This window comes from Aeromonas bestiarum, assembly GCF_000819745.1.
GTDB lineage: Bacteria > Pseudomonadota > Gammaproteobacteria > Enterobacterales > Aeromonadaceae > Aeromonas > Aeromonas bestiarum.
Genome location: NZ_CDDA01000004.1, coordinates 1 through 22,947, shown reverse-complemented (window position 1 = coordinate 22,947; position 22,947 = coordinate 1). Strand labels below are relative to the sequence as shown.

Here is a 22,947-nt window from a genome sequence, read left to right as displayed (position 1 = left end):
ACGTAATTGGGACATAGCCAATGTTAAGCCGCCAGCGGGTCAAAGGACAAGCAAAGAAAAACGCCTCCCCCCGAGCTGAGAGCTGGCTCGCAACTTGTCCCCTCCCCCACGCGACCATTCCAGACGCCGCAGGCTACTTCTGTTTCAGCGCCTTCACCTCGGCACGCAGGGCTCGCAGCTCCTGCAGCAGCAGATCCTGCTGGGCACTCTGGTGATGCCGCCACTTCTCCAGTTCGCCATCCCCGCGCCCCGGCTGCAGAAACAGGCTGGCCATGAAACCGCTGATGGCACCGAACAGACCGACCCCGAACAGGATCAGCAGGCTGGCGACGAAGCGCCCCTGCTCCGTCTTGGGCACCAGATCGCCGTAACCTACGGTAGACAGGGTCACCAGGGTCCACCAGAAGGCATCGTAAGGAGTCTGGATCTGGCTGCCGGGCTGACCAGATTCAATCAGATACATGACGCCCGAGCCCACCCCCAGCAGCAGGAAGAACAGGAACAGGATCCCCGAGAGGGTGGTCTCGTTGCGTTCGCGACGGAACATGCCAAGCAGATCCGGCTGATCCCGCAACAGCTGATAGACACGCCACAGCTGGATCAATCGCGCCCAGCGCAGCTGTTCCACTATGGGCAGGCTGCCCGGCAGATAGAACCAGTTCGCCTTGAAGAAGGCCAGCTTGTCGCGGGCCCGCACCCAGCCATAGGCGAAGTGGGCGAGGAAGAAGTAGCAGATCAGACTGTCGACGTCATAGAAGAGCTGCAGTGTCTGGGGGGTCCAGTCAGAATGGCCCCACCAGCGGGCGCAAACCAGCGCAACGGAGATCACCGACAGAAACGCCATCAGCAGATCCATGGCGCGCAGGTGAGTTAAGTGATGTCGCATACATTTTCCTACTTTAGGCACGGTGCGAATTAATAAAAAAGAAGATAATGCCGATAGTCCTGAGGACAAAGGAAAACCGGCCATTAAAAGGAGAAATATTATGCAGTTAAACCCGCTGGAGCGGCGAATGAGCAATATCCGGCTGGTACCCAAAGTGGTACTGCTCATGGTGTTCAGTACTGTTTTGTTGCTGATCAAACTCTGGTTCGACGCCAGCAATCTGGAAACCACCCTGCTGAGCGAGGGCATAGATGCCGACAAGGCCAATGCCATTGCCGATCGCCTGCTCTGGACCGGGGTGATGGAAACCGCCGTGATGGGGGTCATCTTCGTGGTGCTGCTGCTGACCGGCTCCCGCCTCATGGTCAAGCAGGTGCACTATCTGGTAGGCCTGCTGGAACGCTTCGCCCGCAAGGATCTGAGCCACAAGGTGCTGCTCAAGTCCCGCGACGAGTTCGGCGACATCGCCAAGGCGGTGGCCCACTCCCAGGAGAATCTCAAGCAGGTATTCGGCACCCAGCGCGTTGCCTGCAAGGAGCTCAACGACATCGCCTCCCAGGTCACCCTTTGCATGGAAGAGGCCAACGAGGCCATCAGCGAGGAGTTCACCCAGATAGAGCAGCTGGCCAGCGCCATGAGCCAGATGGTGGGCGCCATTCGCGAGGTGGCCGCCCATGCGGAGCAAGCCTCCCACGCCACCGCCGAAACCAGCCTGCTGGCCGAAGAGGGCAGCCGCTGCGTGGCGGCCACCGTCAACACCATAGATACCCTCTCCGGCAACATTCAGCGCTCCTCCACAGTGGTCAATCAGGTGGAACAGGGCGTCGAGCAGATTGGATCCGTCGTGGATACCATTCGCGGCATCTCGGAGCAGACCAACCTGCTGGCCCTCAATGCCGCCATCGAGGCCGCCCGCGCCGGTGAGGCCGGTCGCGGCTTTGCCGTGGTGGCGTCCGAGGTGCGCGAGCTGGCCAACCGGGCCCAGGCCGCCACAGTCGAGATCCAGAAGATGATCGAGCAACTGCAGGGCAACGCCCGCCAGGCCGCCGAACTGATGGCCAAGAGCGTGCAACAGGCCGACAAGGGGGTGGAGCAGGTGACCCAGGCCGGAGATCAGCTCGCCACCATAGTGCAGCGGGTACAGGGGGTGGCCGACATGAACCGCCAGATCGCCGCCGCCTCCGAGCAGCAGAGCTCGGTGGCCGAGGAGATGAGCGGCAACCTGGAGCAGGTCAAGCAGGTGGTGGAAGGATCCGTGGTCGTGCTGCGGGAGCTGCAGGAAGCCTCCGAGCTGGTGGAGCACCACAGCCAGACCCTGGATACCCATATCCAGGCTTTCAAGCTGGCCTGACGGGCGTTACCTCGCAGACAGGACACAGGAGCGGATGACGCACCACAGCCAGACCCTGGATAGTACTCAATCCAGGCCTTCAAGCTGGCCTGACGGGCGTCACCTCGTAGACAGGACACAGGAGCGGATGGCGCACCACAGCCAGACCCTGGACAATACTCATCATCCAGGCTTTCAAACTGGCCTGAGACCGCGATTTGAGTAAACTGGAAGGCCCCGCGAGGGGCCTTTCTCATTCATGTCACGGCAAGGAGCCAGGATGCAGCAGCCACAAGATCACTCCCAACTTGAGATAAGCGACGACAAGGGGCGACTCGACGTGCCCTTGATCCACCGATTTTTGTCCGAGGAGGCCTACTGGTGCCTCGGCATTCCGCTGGCGACGGTACAGAGAGCCATCAACCACTCCCTCTGTTTCGGCGGCTATGTCGCCGGTCAGCAGGTGGCCTTCGCCCGGGTCATCACGGACAGAGCCACCTTCGGCTACCTGGCAGATGTGTTCGTGCTGCCCGCCCATCGAGGCCGGGGTCACAGCAAGGCGCTGGTGTCGGCTATCCTGGCTCACCCGCAGTTGCAGGGGCTGCGCCGCCTCAGCCTGGCGACCTCGGATGCCCACGGCCTCTACGCCGACTTTGGTTTCGCGCCGCCGCGCAAACCGGCCAGCCTGATGGAAAAATACGATCCCGAGATCTATCAGCGCCCTTGAGCAGGGCACGCCGGTGGCCTGTGGCGCTCGCCAGTTCATGCTGCTCGCCCCTGCGCTGTGGTGCAGGGGCGAGACTGAGCCTGATGAGAGTACCTGCGAGCGACTCGCCCGTCGCACTGTGCCGAGCCGCTCGACAGTGCTAGATTGGCTGCCAGCATTTTCATTCACCCTGCAGATCCGTTAACCACAAGGACGGCAACCGTGGCCCAGCATTCAGCTTCTCTCTCCCTCCCCTCCTCTCTTGTGCCCTTGCTGCAGGATCAGGCCCAACGCCAGTGGCAGCGGCTGGTCGAGCTGGCGCCCGACTATGATGCCCTGCCCGATGCGATTCGCCAGCCCCTGCTGACCCTGCTCGGCCGCTCCGACTTCGTCTCCGACTCGCTCATCAAGCAGCCCGAGCTGCTGGCGCAGCTCCTCGCCTCGGGCGATCTCGAACAGTCCGAACGCTGGCCCGCCTACCAGCACGATCTGACCGCCCTGCTCGCCGAGGTGAGTGATGAAGAGGCGCTCAAGCGCATCCTGCGCCAGTTCCGTCGCAGCCGCATGCTGGTGATCGCCTGGCGCGAGCTGCTGGGCCACGCCGCGGTGGAAGAGAGCTTTATTCACCTCACCAAGCTGGCGGATGCTCTCATCTGCTCCGCCCGCGACTGGCTCTACACCAAACAGTGCAGCGAGCTGGGCACCCCCATGGACGGGGATGGCAACCCGCAGCCGCTGCTCATCCTCGGTATGGGCAAGCTCGGCGGCGGCGAGCTCAACTTTTCCTCGGATATCGACCTTATCTTCACCTTCCCCGAGAACGGCTACACGGTAGGCGGACGGCGCGAGCTCGCAAACCAGCCCTTCTTCATCAAGCTAGGCCAGCGGCTGATCAATGCGCTGCACCAACCGACCCAGGATGGTCAGGTGTTCCGGGTCGACATGCGGCTGCGCCCCTTCGGCGACGCGGGCCCGCTCGCCATCTCCTTTGCCGCCATGGAGGATTACTACCAGCACCACGGCCGCAACTGGGAGCGCTACGCCATGGTCAAGGCGCGGGTACTGGGGCCCCAGTGCGAGCACGCCGTTGAACTCGCCGAGATGCTGCGCCCCTTCGTGTTTCGCCGCTACATCGACTTCGGCGTCATCGACGGCCTGCGCCAGATGAAGGCGATGATAGCCGCCGAGGTGCGCCGCAAGGGGCTGGAGGGCAACATCAAGCTGGGGGCTGGCGGCATTCGCGAGGTGGAGTTTATCGCCCAGGCGCTGCAACTCATTCGCGGCGGCCGCGAACCCGCCCTACGGGTGCGCCACCTGCCCGAGGCGCTGGCCGCCATCGCCCTGTGCGGCGCCCTCGAATCCGCCCATTGCGACCGCTTGCTGAATGCCTATCGCTTCCTGCGCCGGGTCGAGAACATATTGCAGGAGATAGGCGATCAGCAGACCCAGACCCTGCCCACCGAGGAGCGGGATCGCCAGCGGCTGATCGCCGCCCTCGGCTTTACGGACTGGGGCGCCTTTATGGCTCATCTGGATGAGGAGATGGCCGCCGTCCATCAGGAGTTTGCCGCCGTGGTGGGCGAAGAGAAAGAGGCCCCCGCCCATCTGGAACAGCTCTGGCTCGATCTCTGGCGCACCGAACTCGATGCCGCCGAGCTTGAGAAATTGCTCATAGCGCAGGGCGTCCAGGATCCGGTTCCGCTCTGCGGTGCCCTGCTGCGTTTCAAGGAGGAGTACAAGCGCCGCCAGGTGGGCCCGCAGGGGCGCATCGCGCTGGACTGGCTGATGCCGGAGCTGCTGCGTCTGGTGGTGGCCAGTGAGCAACCCGCCCGCCTGTTCGAGCGGGTGTGCGAGCTGCTGACCCGCATCTTCACCCGCAGCGCCTATCTGCAGCTGCTGGCGGAGAACCCCGCCGCCCTGCGCCAGCTGGTACGGCTGTGCGACGCCAGCCATCTGGTGAGCGAGCAGCTGGCCCGCTACCCGATTTTGCTGGACGAGCTGCTCGATCCCCAGCACCTCTACCACCCCACCCCGCTCGATCAGTACAAGCCCCAGCTGCGCCAGTTCTTGCTGCGCATCCCCGAAGAGGACGTGGAGCAGCAGATGGAGGCGCTGCGCCAGTTCAAGCAGGTGCAGCTCTTGCGTATCGTGGCGGCCGATATCGCCGGCGCCCTGCCGCTGATGAAGGTGAGCGACCACCTCACCTGGCTGGCGGAGGCGATCACCGAAGAGGTGGTCAATCAGGCCTGGGCCCAGATGAGCGAACGCTACGGGGTACCGCCCGAAGTGGCGGTGAGCGGCCAGCGCGGCTTCGCCGTGGTGGCCTACGGCAAGCTCGGCGGCATAGAACTGGGCTACGGCTCGGATCTGGATCTCGTCTTCCTGCACGGCGGCGATCCCAACAGCTACACAGACGGGCGCAAGCCCATCGACAGCCGCCAGTTCTACCTGCGCCTCGCCCAGCGGATCCTGCACCTGTTCAGCACCCGCACCCCATCCGGGATCCTCTACGAGATCGACATGCGGCTGCGCCCCTCCGGCGATTCGGGTCTGCTGGTCTCGTCGCTGTCGGCCTATGAGCAGTATCAACAGCACGAGGCCTGGACCTGGGAGCATCAGGCGCTGGTGCGGGCCCGCCCCATCTACGGGGATGAAGCGGTCATCGCCGAATTTGCCCGCATCCGCCGCGCCGTGCTGGCCAAAGAACGGGATCTGCCGACCCTGGCCCGCGAGGTGCGCGAGATGCGCCACAAGATGCGGGATCATCTGCTCAAAGCCGGTACCGGCGAGTTCGACCTCAAGCAGTCCCCCGGCGGCATGGTGGATATAGAGTTCATCGCCCAATATCTGGTGCTGGCCCACGCCAGTGGCGAGCCAGAGCCCCTCACCCGCTGGTCCGATAACGTGCGCATCTTCGATGAGTGCGTCATGGTGGGGGTGCTCACCCTGGAGCAGGCGGAGGGGCTGAAGCAGGCCTATCTGGAGATCCGTAACCGGGGCCATCGTCTCAACCTCTCGGAGATCTCCCGCAAGGTGGGCGACGACCAGCTGCAGCCCGAGCGCGGCCATGTGCTGGCAGTCTGGCAACTGCTGTTGGGAGAGTGAAACAAGGCTCGGCTGGAGCAATGAAAAGGGGCGCTGCGGCGCCCCTTTTTCTTTCCAGTATGGTCGGTGGCATCTGGCCCTATCGCCCTCCGGCAAGGTCGATAAAGGTGCCGGTGGCGTAGGAGGCTTCATCCGACAGCAGCCAGGCGATGGCGGCGGCCACCTCGGCCGGCTGACCGCCCCGCTGCAGCGGGATCTGGCTTTTCACCCTCTCCACCCGATCGGGTTCACCGCCGTCGGCATGCATCTCAGTGTAGATAAAACCCGGACGCACCCCGTTGACCCGGATCCCCTGCGCCGCCACCTCCAGCGACAAGCCTCTGGTCAGCACGTCTATGGCCCCCTTGGAGGCGGCATAGTCCACGTATTCACCCGCCGCGCCGAGGCGAGCGGCGGCCGAGGAGACGTTGACGATGGCGCCGCCACGGGTCATGCGCCGCACCGCCTCCCGGCAGCAGAGAAAATAGCCGGTCACATTGGTGGTCAGGGTCTTGTTGATGCGCTCGGCGCTCATCTCCAGCACCTTCATCTGGGGCTGCAAGATGCCGGCGTTGTTGACCAGATGGGTGATCACCCCGAGCCGCGCGTCCATCTCCTCGAACAGGTGCACCACCTCGGCCTCGACGCTGATATCCGCCTGCACCGCTATGCAGGCGACCGGATGTTGCGCCCGGATCTCGGCCACCAGCGCCTCGGCAGCCTGCCGATCACGCCGATAGTTGATACAGAGGTGATAACCCTGCCCCGCCAGATGGCGGGCTGTGGCGGCTCCAATCCCCCGGCTGCCACCCGTGATCAGCACATTCCTGTTCATTGAACCTCCTTGTTCTTCACCCTGGCTGCCGGTCAGGCAGTCAAGCCATGATCCATCACCCGCGTCACCAGCATCCGGTTGAACTGCTGGTACTCAGCGGGGTTGATGGGATTTGGGTAGCTCAGCACCCGCAGCCCGTGCCCCTGATAGTCGGGATGATAGGGCGGGTGCACATGGTCATGGTCGTTGAGGCAAAAGCCCAGCGACTGGTAGAAGCGCAGCCGCCGGATGGCAATCTCATCCTCTGGCGGGTCTATCTCCAGGATGACGGTGCACCCCGCCGTCTCGCAGAAGGCAGCGAGCAGGCGGGAGCCATGGTTCTGGCCGCGCAGGGCCGGATTGATGGCCAGATGCTCGATATAGATCTGCTCGCCGCAGGCCCACCAGAAGATGAAACCGAGCAGCACGTCGCCTTGATAAAAGAGCTGACAGTGAAAGTGAGGATCCGCCATCTTGACCTGCTGATGCTGCGGCTGGCGCTGCTCGTAGCGCGGGAAGCTGCTGCCATAGATCTGCCAGACCAGAGGCCAGTCCGGATGGGATATCTCTCTCACGACTTCACTTCGACTCATTCATCTACTCCTTGGTAAACCAACAGTGATATCACCTTTAGGCCAAGGCTACCTCCCTATTTTTAACCAGAAGCAACCGGGCTTTCTTGCTGCCAGCTCCATCTGACAGTGAACAGCCAGGCCCAGGCACATGGACGAGCTGCAGCAAAGAGCCCGCACGGGGCGGGCTCTGAATGGCAATGAAGAGGGGGATAACTACTTGAACAGCCCCTTGAGCAGCTGATCCGCCACCCCCTTGACGCCTTCGCTGTCGGCCTTGTCCCCCAGCAATTTTTTCAGGCCACGCTCGGCCTCCTTGCGGGCCTTCTCCTCCAGCAGCTTGTTGTTGCCGAGCAAGGCCTTCACGTCGAGCCGGTAGCTGGGAGCCTGCCAGTGACCGCCGATGCGCACCGGTATGGTGATCTCTTTGAGCTCATCCACATCCTTGCCGCCCTGGCCCTTGCTGCTCTCGACGATGGAGGTGAGGAACAGGAAATCCAGGGTTTCCGGCACCAGGGCTGTCTGGCCCTCGCCTTTCACCCTCAGGGCCGGGGCAAACAGCTGGATGTCATCGGTGCGGGCCACGCCGTTGGCAATCTGGAAGCTGGCGGTGAGGGCGCTGAAGTCGGTCTTGCGAGCCTCCTTGACCTGCTCGGCCCCCTTGCCGGTCAGGGTGGCCCGCGCCTCGCGGATCATCTCAGCCAGGTTGATGCCGTGCAGGGCACCGTCGCTCAGCTTGAGGCTCACCTTGCCCTGCATCTGGCTGCGCAGCGCCTGCTCGGAGAGGCCACTACCTTGTACCTGTACCTCGAGATCCCCCTTGCCCTCCAGCAGATCGCTCTGGGCCAGAGTCTGCAACAGCGGGCGCACATTCACCCCCTGCACCCGCTTGTGTACCTGGTAGCGGGCAGGTTGCTGACGGGCATCGAGCACGCCGTTCGCCGTCACCTGACCGCCAGCCACACCGGCGCTGAACTGCTTGAGGCTGAGCTGGCCCCCCGCCAGCGCCAGCTGCAGATCGACGGTGCTCAAGTCCAGTCCCTTCAGCCGCAGGCTGCCCAGTTGCAGCCGACCGGCCAGATCAAACGCCTTGAGGACACTCAGATCCGGCTCCACCGCCGAGAGTGCCTGGGCCAGCTTGGGGGCTGCCCCCTTGTCCGTCGCCTTCGCGGGAGCCGAAGGCGCTGGCGCAGCGGTCTGGGTCGCTGCCGGTTTACCGAGCCAGGCGTCGAGATCCAGCTTGTCGCCCTTGAGATCGAAGTCGACCCTGGGCACGGCGCCGAGCCGCACCACCCCCTCCCCGCTCAGCAGTGTCTTGTCGGCATCCAGCACCAGCTTGCTCAGGGTGATGGTCTGCTTGTCGAGCTCGGCGCGGGCAAAGCCGGCCAACTTGAGATCCAGTTGCGGGCGCGGCAAAGCCGAGCCTTGCAGCTTGGCGGCCAGCACCGCATCCGACACTTCCAGCAGTTGCTGCCCCTGATCGAGCCGCGCCTTGAGGGTCCCCTCCAGGGAACCGGCCAGAGTCGGCTGGTCTGCCGCTCCCTGAGCGCCCTGCAGACTGAGCGTGAGGCTGCTCCACTGCCCCAGTGCCAGCCGGTCGGCCTTGAGGGAGAAGGCATCGAGCCGCTGCGTCGGCGCACTCAGGCTGCCGCTCAGGCTGAGATCCTTGAGTTCGCTGGCTGTCTCCTCCCGGGCCAGCTTGAGCTGAGTCTGTCCCTTGATATCGAAGGCAAGATCCCCGCGCGCGCCCCTGGCGGCCAGGGTCACAGGCACCCACTGATCCACCACCAGCTGACCCAGGTTGAGGTCGAGCTGTTCGAGGCGGGAAATGGTGCCGTCGCGATCGTCCTGCAGCAGGGCGCTGGCCTGCTCCAGCACCACACCCTGCAAGCTGATCTGCCAGGTCTGGCCATTACCCGCAGGGGGCTGGCTCTGGCCACCTGGCGCGGGCTCGCTGCCCTTGGCAGCCTCGGACGCCTTGATGAGATCGCTCAGGTTGGAGCTGCCATCGGCCTTGGTCTGGATGAAGAGGTGTGCCCCGTTCAGCGTCACCTCGCCAATCTCCAGCCGGTGGGAGAGCAGCGGCAACAGGGCCACCGAGGCCTGGCCCAGCTCGAAGCGCACCAGATCCGGCTCGGCAAAACCGGCCGGGTTGCGCAGTGACACCTTCTCGAGGGAGAGGCCCAGGCTTGGCCAGAAACGCCAGCCGATATCCCCTTGCATCACCAGCTCGCGGCCCGTGCTCTTGCGCACCTGTTCCACCAGCTGGGGCTTGAACTGATTGGGGTCGATCAGGCTCACCAGAGCGACTATGGATACCAGAGCGGCCAGCGCAAGCCCCAGCAGTATGTAGATGATCTTCTTCACGATGGACTCCTTGAATGCTGATCCTGTGACTGACTATACCACCGGGGGCGCGGCGGATGGCCCCCGCCGCCCGAAACCGGATCGCGGCGAGACAGGGATGGTCGCAGCCGGGGGCTGACAACGAAAAGGGCCCCGCAGGGCCCTGATCTCAGGGGATGACCGGCAACTGCCGGTAACCCATCTCGTACAAGGTGAAGGCATAGATGTCCGCACTCTGCTCGATCAGCTTGGCCACCGGCGTGCCCGCCCCGTGCCCGGCATTGGTCTCGATGCGGATGAGCTGGGGATGGGGGCCTGCGTCGTCAGCCTGCAGGGTGGCGGCAAACTTGAAGGAGTGGGCCGGCACCACACGGTCGTCGTGATCCGCCGTGGTCACCAGAGTCGAGGGGTAGCTGACCCCGGCCCGGACCTTGTGCAGCGGCGAGTAGCCCTTCAGGTAGTCGAACATGGCCTCGCTGTCGGCGCTGGTGCCATAGTCGTAGGCCCAACCCGCCCCGGCGGTGAAGGTGTGGTAGCGCAGCATGTCGAGCACCCCCACCGCCGGCAGGGCGACCCGCATCAGATCCGGGCGCTGGGTCATGACGGCTCCCACCAGCAGACCGCCGTTGGAGCCGCCTCTTATGGCCAGCCGGTCGGTGCGGGTGTAGCCCTCGGCCTTGAGATACTCGGCCGCGGCGATAAAGTCGTCGAACACGTTCTGCTTGTTCATCCTGGTGCCCGCCAGGTGCCAGGCCTGGCCGTACTCGCCACCGCCACGCAGGTTGGCCACCGCATAGACGCCCCCCAGATCCAGCCAGTTGGCGACCGAGACGCTGAAACTCGGGGTCAGGCTCACGTCGAAGCCGCCATAGCCGTAGAGGATGGTCGGGTTGCTGCCATCGAGTTTCAGCCCCTTGCGGTAGCTGACGATGAGCGGCACCCGGGTGCCGTCCTTGCTCTGGTAGAAACGCTGCTCTGAGACATAATCCTCCGGTTTGAACGGCGCAGCCGAGGCGCGATAGAGGCTGATGGCCCCGCTGTTGGGCTCGAACGTGTAGAGAGTCGGCGGCTGGGCGTAGTTCTCGAAGCCGAAGTAGAGGGCGGGATCATCCTGCTTGCCGTTGAAGCCGCTCACGCTGCCAAGCCCCGGCAGCGCCACCTCGCGCACCCGCTTGCCGTCATGGTCGAACTGCTCGACCCGGGCGGTGGCGTCCACCATGTACTCGGCGAACAGGTAGCCGCTGCCGCTGTGCACCGTCAGCACCTGCTGACGCTCCGGGATGAGATCGCGCCACTGTTCGGGGCCAGGATTGTCCGCCTCCACCGTCACCAGCCGGCGGTTGGGGGCGTCCCGGTTGGTCAGCAGGTAAAGCCGGCTGCCCTTGTTGTCCACCAGGCTCACGTCCGCAGCCAGATCCCCCTGCACCGTCAGCAGCGGGGCCCCCTCCCGGGTCAGGTCCTTCACATAGAGGCGATTGCCCGAGGTGGAGTCCGCCGCCGAGATGAGCAGGTAGCGATCATCTTCAGTCACGGTCGCCCCCACGTAGCGGTGTTGCTGGGCCGGGATGGCGCCGAACACCAGGCGGTCCTCCTCCTGCGCCGTGCCGAGCCGGTGGAAGTAGAGCTTGTGCTGATCTGTCCTGGCCGACAGCTCGCTGCCGTCCGGCTTGTCGTAGCTCGAGTAGAAGAAACCCTCGTTGCCAAGCCAGCTGATGCCGCTGAACTTCACGTCCCTGAGGGGCGCCTCCAGCGGCTGTTTGCTCTCCACGTCCATCAGGTGGATCTCGCGCCAGTCGCTGCCCGCCAGCGACAAGGAGTAGGCCAGCGTCTTGCCGTCACGGGAGAAGCTCAGCTGATCCAGCGCCGTGGTGCCATCGGGGCTGAGCAGGTTGGGATCGAGGAACACCTCGGCCGGCTTGCCCGCCAGCTGGCGCCACAGCACGTTCTGGTTCTGCAGGCCGTCGTTCTTGAAGAAGTAGTGGTAACGCCCCTCGCGAAACGGCGCCCCCTCCTTGGCGTAGTTCCAGGAGGCGGCCAGCTTGCCCTTGATGGCATCGCGAAACGGGATCTGCGCCAGGTAATCCTGGGTCACCCGGTTCTGGGCCCTGACCCAGGCTTCGGTCTCCGGGCTGCGATCATCCTCCAGCCAGCGGTAGGGATCGGCCACGGCCTGGCCGAAGTAGTGATCCACCTGCTCGCTCTGGCGGGTAACGGGGTAATGAAGGCGCGCTTTCCCTGACATGGCATCCTCTTTGGTTGACTGGCCGCTGCAGGCACTCAGCAGTGACAGGGCCAGCAGGCTGACAATGGCTCGCATCGATGCGGCTCCCTGTGGTTTCGGTGAAACAGGCAGGGTAGCAAAGAGTGCCGGATGGCCCAACCCCCCACAGGCTTGGCTGGTGGATGCCACTTCCCTCTGAGCCGACACTGGTATGGCTGAACGGAGTCATATGAATTTTTTCGCTTAAGTTTGCCACTTTATTTTGTTTGTTATCCGGCACTTGGGTCACAGGATGGAATAAGCAACTGACTCAGACGACTCATTCAGGATAAAGCATGCCGTACAGCTACCTATCACATCTGCGTTGCAGCAAGACAGGCGAGATCCATGATGCCGACCAGCCCCAGCAACTGAGCCAGGCAGGGGCGCCTTTGCTGGCAAGCTATGATCTCGAGGCCCTGAAGCAGGCCTGGCGCCCCACCGACCTGTTGGGCCGTCCCGCCAGCCTGTGGCGCTATCACGAGCTGCTGCCGGTACGCGATCCCGCTCACGTCGTCACCCTGGGGGAAGGGCTCACCCCGCTCTTGCCCCTGCCCACCCTGGGCAAGCAGATCGGCATACCGGATCTCTGGATGAAGGATGAGAGCATCATACCCACAGGATCCTTCAAGGCCCGCGGCGCCGCGGTCGGCATCTCCCGTGCCTGCGAACTCGGCGTCACCCATTTCGCCATGCCCACCAACGGCAATGCCGGTGCGGCCTGGGCGCTCTACGGTGCCCGCGCCGGGTTGCGCAGCACCATAGTCATGCCGCAAGCGGCCCCCGCCATCACCCGGCTGGAAACCTCATTGGCCGGTGCCCGCCTCTATCTGGTGGATGGCCTCATCAGCGACGCCGGTCGCCAGGTCGCCCAGGCGGTGGCGGAGCAGGGGTTGTTCGATGCCTCCACCCTGAAGGAGCCCTATCGCATCGAGGGCAAGAAGACCATGGGGCTGGAAATCGTCGAGCAGTTCGGCTGGACGCTGCCGGACGTGATCCTCTACCCCACGGGTGGTGGCGTCGGCCTCATCGGCATCTTCAAGGCGCTGCTGGAGTTGCAGGAACTGGGCTGGATCAAGGGCGACCTGCCCCGGCTGGTGGCGGTGCAGGCGAGCGGCTGCGCGCCCATAGTGCAGGCCTGGCAGCAGGGGGAGCGCGAGTCGCGCTTCTGGCCCGACTCCCAGACCCTGGCCTTCGGCATCAATGTGCCCAAGGCGCTGGGGGATTTTCTGGTGCTGGACGCCCTCTATCGCACCGAGGGTTGCGCCATCGCCGTGGATGAGCGGGCGATTACCGCCGAGATCCGCCAGCTCGCCTCCCAGGAGGGCAGCTTCGTCTGCCCGGAGGGGGCGGCCGCCTTCGCCGCCGCCCGTCAGCTGCGCGAAACGGGCTGGATCCGGGAGGGCGAGCGGGTGGTGGTGCTCAACACGGGTGCCGGCATCAAGTACCCGGACGCCATCACAGTGCTGCCCCAGCGGCTGCGCCGTGACGGGAGGATACCGGCATGACCTTCGACTGGTCCTTTGTCCTCACCACACTGCCGGCGTTTGGCCAATCGGTCTGGGTCACGCTGCAGCTCGGCGCCATAGTGATCCTCACCTCACTTGCTGTGGCTTTGCTCAATGTGACCCTGCTGAGCCTGCACAAGTCCTGGCTGAACAGGGTGATCCGCGTCTATGTGGAGCTGGCTCGCAACACGCCGCTCTTGATCCAGCTGTTCTTCCTCTACTTCGGGCTGCCGGCGCTCGGGCTGTCGCTGTCGGGCTTTGCCACTGCGGTGATCGCCATGACCTTCCTCGGCGGTGGCTATCTGACAGAGGCGCTGCGGGCCGGAGTGCAGGCCGTACCCACCAGCCAGCTGGAGGCGGGCCGGGCCATAGGTCTCTCCCGCTGGCAGTTGCTGCGCTACGTGCAGCTGCCCCAGGCCTGGCTCGCCAGCCTGCCGGCGCTGTTTGCCAACTTCATCTTTCTGCTGAAAGAGACGACCGTGGCCTCGGCGGTGGCGGTGCCCGAGCTGCTCTACACCACCAAGAACTACATAGCCCTCTACTACAAGACCTACGAGATGCTGGCTGTGCTGACCCTGATGTGCGTGCTGATCTTCCTGCCGCTGTCCCTCGCCCTGCGGGTCGTTGAAAGGAGGCTGCAACATGGTCAGTTCGGTCACTGAGTTATCTGGACTGAGGCTGTCTCCGATAAGGGAGCAGATCGCCCTGTCATCGTCATCACTCGCCCCGCGAGCCTCGAAAAGGAGGGTTCAATATGGCCGGTTCGGTTACTGAGTTATTGACGCAGGCGCTGCCTCTGCTGGCCATTGGCGCGGGCCAGACCCTCGCCATCTCCCTGCTCGCCATCCTGTTCGCCACCCTGGGGGGCGTCGCTTACGGCGTGCTGGCGCAACAGGGAGGCCGGTTGGTGCGGGGGTTGCTGCGGGTTTATCTGGAGCTGTTTCGGGTGGTGCCCGTGCTGGTGTGGCTCTACCTCTTCTTCTTCGGGTTGCCGATCTTCTTCGGCCTCGATATTCCGGCCTTCTGGTGCGCCGTGCTGGTACTCGCCCTCTGGGGCGCCAGCGAGGTGGGGGAGGTGGTGCGCGGCGGCCTGGGATCCCTGGCCCGTGGTCAACAGGAGGCCGGGCTGGCGATCGGGCTCTCGACCTGGCAGCTCTATCGCCACGTGTTGCTGCCCCAGGCGTTGCAGCGGCTGACGCCGCCGACCATCAACATCTATACCCGCATCATCAAGACCAGCTCGCTGGCGGTGCTGATCGGGGTGGTGGAGGTGATCAAGGTGGGCCAGCAGATCATCGAGCGCACCTATGGCTCGCTGCTTATCTACGGTCTGCTGTTCCTGTTCTTTTTTCTGGTCTGCTATCCGCTCTCGCTCGCCTCGCGCCGGCTGGAGCAAAAATGGGGTAATGCGGTATGACACCTCTGCTTGAACTCAATGCTGTCAGCAAACAATTCGGCCAAAACCGGGTACTGGACGAGGTCAGCCTCACGGTGAACCCCGGGGAAGTGATCGTCATCCTGGGGCCGAGTGGCTGCGGCAAGAGCACCCTGCTGCGCACCCTCAACGGGTTAGAGCCGATTCAAGGGGGCGAGATCCGCTTCGACGGCGTGCTGCTGGATGGTGCCACCGACTGGCAACGGGTACGCCAGCGCATCGGCATGGTGTTCCAGAGCTATCACCTATTCCCCAACCTGACGGTGCTGGAGAACGTGCTGCTCGGCCCTCTGCAGGTGCAGAAGCGGGAGCGGGCCGAAGTCTTGCTGCAGGCGGAGCAGCTGCTGACCCGCATCGGCCTGTGGGAGCGGCGTCACGACTATCCGCGCCAGCTCTCCGGCGGCCAGCAGCAGCGCATCGCCATAGTGCGGGCCCTGTGCATGAACCCGCAGGTGATGCTGTTTGACGAGGTGACCGCCGCCCTGGATCCAGAGATGGTGCAGGAGGTGCTGGAGGTGATCCGGGATCTCGCCGGCAGCGGCATGACCCTGCTCATCGTCACCCACGAGCTGGCGTTCGCCCAGGCGGTGGCGGATCGCATCGTCTTCATGGATGGCGGCCACATTCTGGAGCAGGGTGCGCCCCATCAATTTTTCGACAACCCCAGGAGCCAGCGTGCGCGCCAGTTCCTCGCCAAGTTTTCTTATACAAATGTCATCAAACGAAAGGAGTCAGCATGAAAAAAATCACCTCGGTTCTGTTCAGTGCCCTTATCGGCCTGGGCCTTGCCAGCGGCGCCGCCCAGGCGGCGGACGGTTCCCTCGCCAAGATCAAGGCCCGCGACAAGCTCATCGTCGGCGTCTTCACCGACAAACCGCCGTTTGGCTACGTGGATGAGAAGGGAAACTACGTGGGCTTCGACACCGATCTAGGCCGCCGCTTCGCCAAGGATCTGCTGGGGGACGAGAACAAGATCGAATTCGTGGCGGTCGAGCCCGCCAGCCGCATCCCCTTCCTGCAGAGCGACAAGGTGGATCTGATCCTCGCCAACATGACGGTGACCCCGGAGCGGCGCGAGGTGGTGGATTTCACCAACCCGAACCTGAGGGTCGCGGTACAGGTGCTGGTGCCGGAGAAGAGCGCCGCCAAGGGGCTGGACGATCTCGCGGACAAGACCCTGATCGTCACCACTGGCACCACGGCGGACATCTGGCTGACCCGCAACCACCCGGACTGGAAGGTACTCAAGTTCGAGAAGAACACCGAATCCCTGCAGGCGCTGGCCCAGGGTCGTGGCGATGCCTACGCCCAGGACAACCTGGTGCTGTTCAGCTGGGCCAAGGAGAACCCAGGCTATCGCGTTCTGCCCCAGAAGCTGGGCTCGGAAGATCCGATCGCACCGGCGGTGAAGAAGGGCAATATCGAGCTGCGTGACTGGGTCAACGACCGCCTCGCCAAGCTGGGGGAAGAGAAGTACCTGCTCAAGCTGTATGACCAGTATGTGCGCGACAAGTTGAGCGCCGACACCGATCCCAACGACGTGATAGTGGAAGGAGGCAAGTGGCAGGGCTGAGCCTGCCAGAAGTGCTGAGAGTGTGAAGTGTGTGAAGTCTTGGTTCCGTTGGTCCGCAAACCGCAAGGTTTGACCTTTCAGGCGTCCCCCTCGGGTGGCGCCTTTTTTTCACATGCGAAAAAGAACCGGGCCACGGGGCCCGGTTGAAAACCCGCGCAGAGCAGGCTGTGTCACGTCGATGACACTGTTCAGGCTGCCGGACTGGCACAGGGTGCCGTCTGGCCAATCCGCCCCGGGTGCCGAAGAGGGATGAACTCCCGCCCCCGCAGGCGAATGGGGTGGCGCGCCAAGGCGCCTAAGAGTGTGCTTACTCCTGCTCCAGCGCGTGGATAGGGTCCATCCGCGCCGCCCGCCGTGCCGGGAAGAAGCCGAACAACACGCCAATCAGGCTGGAGCAGAGGAAGGCCGCCAGCACGGCGCCCGGGGAGTAGCTCATGGCAAACTGGCTGCTGAAGTGCGCGAACAAGATGCCAACCAGCAGGGCGAGCAGCACCCCGGCTGCGCCCCCCAGCAGGCAGACCAGCACAGCCTCGATCAGAAACTGCTGCATGATGTCGCTGGCCCTGGCCCCCACCGCCATCCGCACGCCGATCTCGCGGGTACGCTCGGTCACCGACACCAGCATGATGTTCATCACCCCTATGCCGCCCACCACCAGGGAGATGAGCGCTATCATGGCGATCAGCAGGGTCAGGGTGGCATTGGTGCTGGTGATGGTCTGGCGGATGCTGTCGGTATTGAGCACGAAGAAATCCTGAGTGCCGTGGCGCTGGCGCAGCAGCCGGGTGAGGCCGTCCTCGGCGGCGGCCAGCGCCACCTCATCTCGCACCCGCACGCTGATGCTGCGCAGATAGCTCTGGCCCAGCATCCGCTTCATGGCCGTGGTGTGGGGGATCCAGACGTTGAGGTTCTCATCGCTGCCAAACCCGCTCTGATTGCGGGCCACCACACCTATCACCCGGCACGGCAGTGTGCCCAGCAGGATCACCTGCCCGAGCGGCGACTCCCCCGCCGCGAACAGCCGATCCCGGCTGCTCGCGTCTATCACCACCTCCTGCGCCAGGCTGGCCACGCTGGCGGCATCGAACAGCATGCCCTGCAGCAGCCGATAGCCGCGCACCTGGAAGAACTGCTCCCCCACCCCGTTTACCGTGCCTGAGACCGCCTGACTGCCCCGGCGCAGGGTAACGCTGGTGATCAGGCTGGGAGTCACGCTGTGCACGTAGTCGAGCCCGGCCAGGGCATCGGCATCCTCGGCTCTCAGAGTCTGGATCGCCTCGGCCCGCCGATCACCGAAGCCGCTGCCGGGGAAGATCTCCAGGGTGCTGGTGCCCATGGCATTGATGTTGGCCAGCACCTGCTGCTGGGAGCCGCGCCCCAGCGCCACCACGGAAACCACGGAGGCGATGCCGATGATGATGCCGAGCATGGTGAGGAAGGTGCGCATCCGCTGGGCCTGCATGGCCAGCAGCGCCATCCTGAAGGCCGAGGCGAACCTGTCCAGCCAGCCGCGCCAGGCCGTCCGGCCAGTCCGCACCGTCTCCCGTACAGGCAGGGGTGTCGCCTGTCTCTGGCGGCGATCGGCCACCACGGCCCCATCTTTGAGCTCGATTATGCGTTCGGCCTGCTCGGCAATTCCCATGTCATGGGTCACTATCACCAGAGTATGACCCTGACCATGCAGGGCGCGCAGTATGCCGAGCACCTCGGCTCCGCTCTGGCTGTCGAGGGCGCCGGTCGGCTCGTCCGCCAGTATCACCTGACCGCCGTTGATGAGGGCGCGGGCTATGCTGACTCGCTGCTGCTGACCGCCGGAGAGCTGACTCGGCATGTAGTCGAGACGGGCACCCAACCCGAGCCGCTGCAGCAGGGCCTCGGCCCTGGTCTTTCGCGCATCGCCTGCCAGTCCGGCATAGATGGCGGGCAACGCCACGTTGTCGCGGGCACTGAGATCACCCAGCAGATGGTAGCGCTGGAAGATGAAGCCGAAATGCTCGCGGCGCAGGGCCGCCAGCGCATCCGCCGTCAGCCGGCCGGTCTCCTGCCCGGCGACCCGGTAGTGACCGCAGCTCGGCTGATCGAGGCAGCCCAGGATATTGAGCAAGGTCGACTTGCCGGAGCCTGAGGCACCGACGATGGCCACCATCTCCCCCCGCGTTATGGTCAGATCGATCCCCTTGAGCACCTCGACGCGCCGATCTCCGTCGCCAAAATAACGGCGGATCCCGTTCAGTTGCAGCAGTGGCTGGCTCATGCTCACATCCCCATGGGCGGGCCCATGCGCCCGCTCTGCTGACTCTGGGCCGTCGACTGGCTCACCACCACGGATTCCCCGGCCTCGAGGCCGCTCAGGATCTGGGCATCCACCTTGTTGTTGAGGCCCACCTTCACCTGCCGCCATTGGGGCTGGCCCGCACCATCCACCACCTGCACCCTGTCACCGTTCAGGGCGATGGCCGGGATCACCAGGGCGTCGCGTTCGGTCGCCAGCACTATGTGCACCTGAGCCGTCATGCCGATGCGCAGAGCCCCTTCAGGGTTCTCCACCTCAAACAGGCCGTTGTAGTAGACGGCCGTGCTGGTCGAGCTGCTGCTGGTCGTGTCGTCATTGATGGAGTCGGGGGCGGGCTCGATGGCGCGCAACCTGGCCTGGTAACGGCGCTCCGGCGCCCCCAGCACGGTGAAGTAGATGGGCAGGCCGGCGCTGACCCGGATCACGTCCGCCTCCGAGATCTGCGCCTCCACCGTCATGATGTCGAGCCGCGCCACCTTGACCATGGTCGGGGTGCTCTGCACCGCATTCACCGTCTGCCCCTGCTCCACCGGGATCGCCACTATGGTGCCCGCCATGGGGGAGACGATGCGGGTATAACCCAGATTGACCCGGGCCGTGTCCACCGCGATGCGGGCCTGCACGGATTGCGCCGTCAGCGCCCGGATGTCGGCACGGGTGGCGGTCAGGGTCGCCTCGGCGCTGTCGTAGTCTGCCTGGCTGCCGAGCCCCCGAGCCAGCACCTTGCGCTGACGCTCGAACACCAGCTGGTTGTTGTGCAGGGTCGCCCGGCGCGAGGCCAGCTGGGCCTGCACGTTGTCGAGGGCCGCTTCGGCATCCTTGAGGGCGTTCTGCTGGGTGAGATCGTCGATCTCGACCAGCAGATCGCCCTGCTTCACCTGCTCCCCGAGCGCCACGCGCAACGCCTTGATCTGCCCCGACACCTGAGCCCCCACGCTCACCAGCTGCTGGGCCTGCAGGGAGCCGTCAGCCAGCACGCTCTGCTCCAGATCGCGCCGCTCGGCCGGGGTTGTGATGTAGGACGCTGCCGGCGCCGCATCGGACGGCGCAAACAGCCAGCCGGCCACGAGCAGCAAGAGGGCTGGCGGCAACAGGCGAACAACGAGGAGACGGGCAGGGGCCATCACGGATATCCTTGAGTGCAACAAAGGGATGAAACGAGCCAGTGCAATCTACTCCAATGTCCGGTTAAGCCTCTTGCAGGGCAGTGTAAGGATTGCGTAAAAGCAGCTGTCAGCCGGCAGCGGACACGGGAAAATGGCGTCGACCCGAGATGGAGAAGAGTGATGAAGATCCTGCTGGTGGACGATGATCTGGAGCTTGGCACCATGCTGAGCGAATACCTGGGCGGCGAAGGCTTTGCCACCACCCATGTGCTGACCGGCAAGAGCGGCGTGCAACACGCCCTCTCCGGCAACTATGCCGCCGTGGTGCTCGACATCATGCTGCCCGACCTCAATGGCAGCGAGGTGCTGCGCCAGATCCGCCACGCCAGCCAGATCCCCGTCATCATGCTCACCGCCAAGGGGGACAACATAGACAGGGTGATCGGGCTGGAGATGGGGGCCGATGACTATGTGCCCAAGCCCTGCTACCCGAGGGAACTGGTGGCCAGGCTGAGGGCCGTGCTGCGCCGGGTCGAGCCCGCGCCCGCCAAAACCGGCAGGGACAACAGCCTGCGCCTCGCCGGCCTGACCCTCTCCCCTGCCACCCGCCAGTGCCACTGGCAAGCGTCGCCGCTGGAGCTGACCGCCACCGAGTTCAATCTGCTGGAACTGCTGCTGCGCTCACCGGAGCGGGTGGTCAGCAAGGATGAGCTCTCCCTGCACGGGCTTGGCCGCCCGCGCGAGCCCTATGATCGCAGCGTCGACGTGCACATCTGCAATATCCGCCAGAAGCTGCAGGCGCTGGCGGGCGAAGCCATCGGCATAGAGACGGTGCGCAGCATAGGATACCGGCTGGCATGATCCTCAAGGGGCGCCTGTTCTGGAAGATACTGTTCGGCTTCTGGTTCACCATCATAATGATGAGCCAGCTGCTGTGGGTGGCCTTCAGCCTCTATCGCCACGAGGGGCCACCGGAACAGCGGATGGCAAGGCAGCTGGCCGAACGCCAGCTGGACTCGGCCGCAGCTCTGCTGCAACGCCAGGGACCGGCTGCGGTTGCGGCCCTGCAGGCCAGCTGGCCCATAGCGGAGCAAGGATTGCTGCGCCTTGAACCGGTCGAAGCGGAGCAATCCACAACACAGAGCGGCCGTATCCTGTTGGGAGCCGATGGCCAGCACTACCGGCTCGACTACGACACCGCCGGCCTGCAACGGCAGCTGGCACCGCCCCAACCCCGCAGCGACTGGCTCAACATGCCGCCCCCCATGTGGTGGATCGGCGGACTCGGCGGCCTCTTCTTCAGCGCCCTGCTCGCCTGGCACCTGACCCGCCCCATGAACCGGTTCAGGCAGGGGTTCGAGCGCCTCGCCCAGGGGGATCTGGGGGTTCGCCTCTACCCTCTGATGCGGCGACGCCACGACGAGATCAGCGACGCGGCCCGCGACTTCGATGCCATGGCCGAACGGCTGCAACTGCTGGTGGAGAGCCGTGAGCAGTTGCTGCACGACGTCTCCCACGAGCTGCGTTCCCCCCTCGCCCGGCTGCAACTGGCCATAGGTCTGGCCCAGCAGGATCCAGCCAGGATCGAGGGATCCCTGGCGCGGATCCAGCTCGAGACCCAGCGCATGGACAAGATGATCGGCGAGCTGCTCACCCTCACCCGCGCCAGCCATGGCGAGCGGGACGGCGAGGAGTATTACGATCTGCAGGGGCTGGTCGAGGCTGTGGTGAGCGACACCCGCTACGAGGCGCAGCACCTGGGGGTCGAAATAAAAACCTGGGTGGATGAGACCCAGGAATACACGGTCTGCGGACAGGCGGAGCTGATCCGGCGGGCCCTCGACAACGTGCTGCGCAACGCCCTGCGCTTCTCCCAGACGGGACAGGCCATCACCCTGACCCTGCAGCGGCAGGGAGCAGAATTTGTCATCGAGGTGGCGGATCAGGGCATGGGAGTGGATGAGAGCAAGCTCTCCAGCATCTTCGATCCTTTCGTGCGAATAGGCTCCCCCGCGGCTGGCAAGGGTTACGGACTGGGGCTCGCCATTACACGCAAGGCCATTCAGGCCCAGGGCGGGCGGGTCGAGGCCAGAAATGGCGAGGAAGGCGGCCTGGTCGTCACCCTACATCTGCCGGGCTAGCCCCTTATTCCAGCTTATCCATCTGGTCATCTCGTTCGAGAACGGTAAGGCAGTCACTCATCCCCACAACCTTTGCAGCTGGCCGATGGCTGCGCCTGTGGATCGAAAGGCAAACTCGGTGGGTGAAATCCCGGCAAGCTTGCGCCACTCGCAGGCGGCCACATCGTCGGCTGCAACGACGGCGGGTTTGTCCGTCAGCTCCAGCATGAAGACGGTATCGCAGGTGTGATAGACCACGTCGTCATAGGGATAGACGTTGGCAAAGGAGCCGAGATAGCGAGGCGCCTCTCTCCCCAGATCCAGCCCCAGCTCCTCCTTGAGCTCCCTGACCAGCGCCTCCTCCAGCGACTCACCGGGATCGACAAAGCCGCCTGGCAGATCCAGCAAGCCCTTGCCAGGGTCTCGCCCTCGCACCGCAACCAGCACTTCATCCTGCCAGCACAAGGCCACCATCACGGCCGACGCCACATTCTGGAAAAAATGAAAACCACAGCCACAGGCAAACTCTTTCTCGCTGCGCTTTTGCAGCGATTTGACACCACAACGCGGGCAGAACATAGGGGCAAATCTCCCATTGGAAACCAGAGGGCATTGTATGCCGATGGCCTCGCCAAATGGAAAGGCTTGATGGACCAAGTGAATGGTGCCCCTGGGCAATGACACAAGAAGAAATTAAAAACGAAAAAAAGCCCAGTCTTTCGACTGGGCTTCTTTTTGGTGGCGGAGCGTATGGGGAGACGGACAGAGTCCGGCTCAAGCACAAGGGACAACAGACCGGGATAGAGATGCCAGTGGCAAGTCGCAACCCAGTTTGTTGTTCCTTGTTTCCTTATGCCGTTCGCAAATGCCAAAAAGCAAAAAGGCCTTCCCGATGGGAAGGCCTTTCAATTTAC

19 protein-coding genes are annotated in these 22,947 nt (G+C 64.2%); 11 read left to right on the top strand and 8 right to left on the bottom strand.

The window, feature by feature from the left end:
* Positions 1-133 precede the first annotated feature (133 nt).
* Entirely contained in the window at positions 134-955 is an 822-nt protein-coding gene (locus BN1118_RS00725; protein ID WP_084213968.1) for a potassium channel family protein, read from the bottom strand.
* A 31-nt stretch (positions 956-986) separates the two neighbouring features.
* Between BN1118_RS00725 and BN1118_RS00720 the strand changes: the two genes are divergently transcribed.
* The 3 genes from BN1118_RS00720 (at position 987) to glnE (ending at position 6,027) form a co-directional block, all read left to right on the top strand.
* The gene (locus BN1118_RS00720) at positions 987-2,237 is read left to right on the top strand and encodes a methyl-accepting chemotaxis protein (RefSeq protein ID WP_043142228.1); all 1,251 of its coding nucleotides are present in this window, start codon (positions 987-989) and stop codon (positions 2,235-2,237) included.
* A gap of 259 nt (positions 2,238-2,496) precedes the next feature.
* Positions 2,497-2,943, top strand: coding sequence for a GNAT family N-acetyltransferase (locus BN1118_RS00715; protein ID WP_043554120.1), 447 nt, complete (start codon positions 2,497-2,499; stop codon positions 2,941-2,943).
* 201 nt (positions 2,944-3,144) lie between these two features.
* Entirely contained in the window at positions 3,145-6,027 is a 2,883-nt protein-coding gene (gene glnE, locus BN1118_RS00710; protein WP_043554119.1) for a bifunctional [glutamate--ammonia ligase]-adenylyl-L-tyrosine phosphorylase/[glutamate--ammonia-ligase] adenylyltransferase, read from the top strand.
* Positions 6,028-6,106: 79 nt separating this feature from the next.
* On the opposite strand, the gene BN1118_RS00705 is transcribed toward glnE, so the two are convergent.
* The 4 genes from BN1118_RS00705 to BN1118_RS00690 form a co-directional block, all read right to left on the bottom strand.
* The gene (locus tag BN1118_RS00705) at positions 6,107-6,841 is read right to left on the bottom strand and encodes an SDR family oxidoreductase (protein ID WP_043554118.1); all 735 of its coding nucleotides are present in this window, start codon (positions 6,839-6,841) and stop codon (positions 6,107-6,109) included.
* A gap of 32 nt (positions 6,842-6,873) precedes the next feature.
* Positions 6,874-7,413: a GNAT family N-acetyltransferase gene (locus BN1118_RS00700; RefSeq protein WP_043142235.1), complete on the bottom strand. Its 540-nt coding sequence runs from the start codon at positions 7,411-7,413 to the stop codon at positions 6,874-6,876.
* 195 nt (positions 7,414-7,608) lie between these two features.
* The gene (locus BN1118_RS00695; RefSeq protein WP_043554117.1) at positions 7,609-9,759 is read right to left on the bottom strand and encodes an AsmA family protein; all 2,151 of its coding nucleotides are present in this window, start codon (positions 9,757-9,759) and stop codon (positions 7,609-7,611) included.
* 148 nt (positions 9,760-9,907) lie between these two features.
* Positions 9,908-12,055: a prolyl oligopeptidase family serine peptidase gene (locus tag BN1118_RS00690; protein WP_043554116.1), complete on the bottom strand. Its 2,148-nt coding sequence runs from the start codon at positions 12,053-12,055 to the stop codon at positions 9,908-9,910.
* A 239-nt stretch (positions 12,056-12,294) separates the two neighbouring features.
* Between BN1118_RS00690 and BN1118_RS00685 the strand changes: the two genes are divergently transcribed.
* From BN1118_RS00685 to BN1118_RS00665, 5 genes are all read left to right on the top strand, one after another.
* Complete coding sequence (locus tag BN1118_RS00685; protein ID WP_043554114.1) at positions 12,295-13,506, top strand: threonine synthase; 1,212 nt, start codon at positions 12,295-12,297, stop codon at positions 13,504-13,506.
* On the top strand, positions 13,503-14,168 hold the full coding sequence (locus tag BN1118_RS00680; protein WP_043554113.1) for an amino acid ABC transporter permease: 666 nt from the start codon (positions 13,503-13,505) through the stop codon (positions 14,166-14,168). Before BN1118_RS00685 ends, BN1118_RS00680 begins: the two co-directional genes overlap by 4 nt.
* A gap of 92 nt (positions 14,169-14,260) precedes the next feature.
* Positions 14,261-14,923, top strand: a complete 663-nt coding sequence (locus BN1118_RS00675; protein WP_043554111.1) for an amino acid ABC transporter permease — start codon at positions 14,261-14,263, stop codon at positions 14,921-14,923.
* Positions 14,920-15,681 carry an amino acid ABC transporter ATP-binding protein gene (locus BN1118_RS00670; protein ID WP_043554110.1) on the top strand — a complete coding sequence of 254 codons (762 nt, stop codon included), beginning with the start codon at positions 14,920-14,922 and terminating at the stop codon, positions 15,679-15,681. The genes BN1118_RS00675 and BN1118_RS00670 overlap by 4 nt, the downstream gene beginning before the upstream one ends.
* A complete protein-coding gene (locus BN1118_RS00665; protein ID WP_043554108.1) occupies positions 15,678-16,514 on the top strand; it encodes a transporter substrate-binding domain-containing protein in 837 nt (278 codons plus the stop codon). Before BN1118_RS00670 ends, BN1118_RS00665 begins: the two co-directional genes overlap by 4 nt.
* 307 nt (positions 16,515-16,821) lie before the next feature.
* On the opposite strand, the gene BN1118_RS00660 is transcribed toward BN1118_RS00665, so the two are convergent.
* Positions 16,822-18,768 carry a MacB family efflux pump subunit gene (locus BN1118_RS00660; RefSeq protein ID WP_043554107.1) on the bottom strand — a complete coding sequence of 649 codons (1,947 nt, stop codon included), beginning with the start codon at positions 18,766-18,768 and terminating at the stop codon, positions 16,822-16,824.
* A 2-nt stretch (positions 18,769-18,770) separates the two neighbouring features.
* Entirely contained in the window at positions 18,771-19,931 is a 1,161-nt protein-coding gene (locus tag BN1118_RS00655; protein ID WP_043554106.1) for an efflux RND transporter periplasmic adaptor subunit, read from the bottom strand.
* A gap of 162 nt (positions 19,932-20,093) precedes the next feature.
* On the opposite strand from BN1118_RS00655, the gene BN1118_RS00650 reads away from it, so the two are divergent.
* Positions 20,094-20,774, top strand: a complete 681-nt coding sequence (locus BN1118_RS00650) for a response regulator transcription factor (RefSeq protein ID WP_043554105.1) — start codon at positions 20,094-20,096, stop codon at positions 20,772-20,774.
* A complete protein-coding gene (locus BN1118_RS00645) occupies positions 20,771-22,054 on the top strand; it encodes a HAMP domain-containing sensor histidine kinase (protein ID WP_043554104.1) in 1,284 nt (427 codons plus the stop codon). The genes BN1118_RS00650 and BN1118_RS00645 overlap by 4 nt, the downstream gene beginning before the upstream one ends.
* A gap of 57 nt (positions 22,055-22,111) precedes the next feature.
* On the opposite strand, the gene BN1118_RS00640 is transcribed toward BN1118_RS00645, so the two are convergent.
* Positions 22,112-22,612, bottom strand: coding sequence for an NUDIX hydrolase (locus tag BN1118_RS00640; protein WP_043554102.1), 501 nt, complete (start codon positions 22,610-22,612; stop codon positions 22,112-22,114).
* Positions 22,613-22,710: 98 nt separating this feature from the next.
* On the opposite strand from BN1118_RS00640, the gene BN1118_RS22110 reads away from it, so the two are divergent.
* Positions 22,711-22,947: hypothetical protein (locus BN1118_RS22110; RefSeq protein ID WP_209428850.1), on the top strand; the 237-nt coding region annotated here is incomplete at its 3' end.

Bases quoted from the DNA above. Each gene is read 5' to 3' on its own strand.
- BN1118_RS00720 (WP_043142228.1), top strand. From the start codon at position 987: ATGCAGTTAAACCCGCTGGAGCGGCGAATGAGCAATATCCGGCTGGTA.
- BN1118_RS00715 (WP_043554120.1), top strand. From the start codon at position 2,497: ATGCAGCAGCCACAAGATCACTCCCAACTTGAGATAAGCGACGACAAG.
- BN1118_RS00705 (WP_043554118.1), bottom strand. From the start codon at position 6,841: ATGAACAGGAATGTGCTGATCACGGGTGGCAGCCGGGGGATTGGAGCC.
- BN1118_RS00700 (WP_043142235.1), bottom strand. From the start codon at position 7,413: ATGAGTCGAAGTGAAGTCGTGAGAGAGATATCCCATCCGGACTGGCCT.
- BN1118_RS00690 (WP_043554116.1), bottom strand. From the start codon at position 12,055: ATGCGAGCCATTGTCAGCCTGCTGGCCCTGTCACTGCTGAGTGCCTGC.
- BN1118_RS00685 (WP_043554114.1), top strand. From the start codon at position 12,295: ATGCCGTACAGCTACCTATCACATCTGCGTTGCAGCAAGACAGGCGAG.
- BN1118_RS00680 (WP_043554113.1), top strand. From the start codon at position 13,503: ATGACCTTCGACTGGTCCTTTGTCCTCACCACACTGCCGGCGTTTGGC.
- BN1118_RS00675 (WP_043554111.1), top strand. From the start codon at position 14,261: ATGGCCGGTTCGGTTACTGAGTTATTGACGCAGGCGCTGCCTCTGCTG.
- BN1118_RS00670 (WP_043554110.1), top strand. From the start codon at position 14,920: ATGACACCTCTGCTTGAACTCAATGCTGTCAGCAAACAATTCGGCCAA.
- BN1118_RS00665 (WP_043554108.1), top strand. From the start codon at position 15,678: ATGAAAAAAATCACCTCGGTTCTGTTCAGTGCCCTTATCGGCCTGGGC.
- BN1118_RS00660 (WP_043554107.1), bottom strand. From the start codon at position 18,768: ATGAGCCAGCCACTGCTGCAACTGAACGGGATCCGCCGTTATTTTGGC.
- BN1118_RS00655 (WP_043554106.1), bottom strand. From the start codon at position 19,931: ATGGCCCCTGCCCGTCTCCTCGTTGTTCGCCTGTTGCCGCCAGCCCTC.
- BN1118_RS00650 (WP_043554105.1), top strand. From the start codon at position 20,094: ATGAAGATCCTGCTGGTGGACGATGATCTGGAGCTTGGCACCATGCTG.
- BN1118_RS00645 (WP_043554104.1), top strand. From the start codon at position 20,771: ATGATCCTCAAGGGGCGCCTGTTCTGGAAGATACTGTTCGGCTTCTGG.
- BN1118_RS00640 (WP_043554102.1), bottom strand. From the start codon at position 22,612: ATGTTCTGCCCGCGTTGTGGTGTCAAATCGCTGCAAAAGCGCAGCGAG.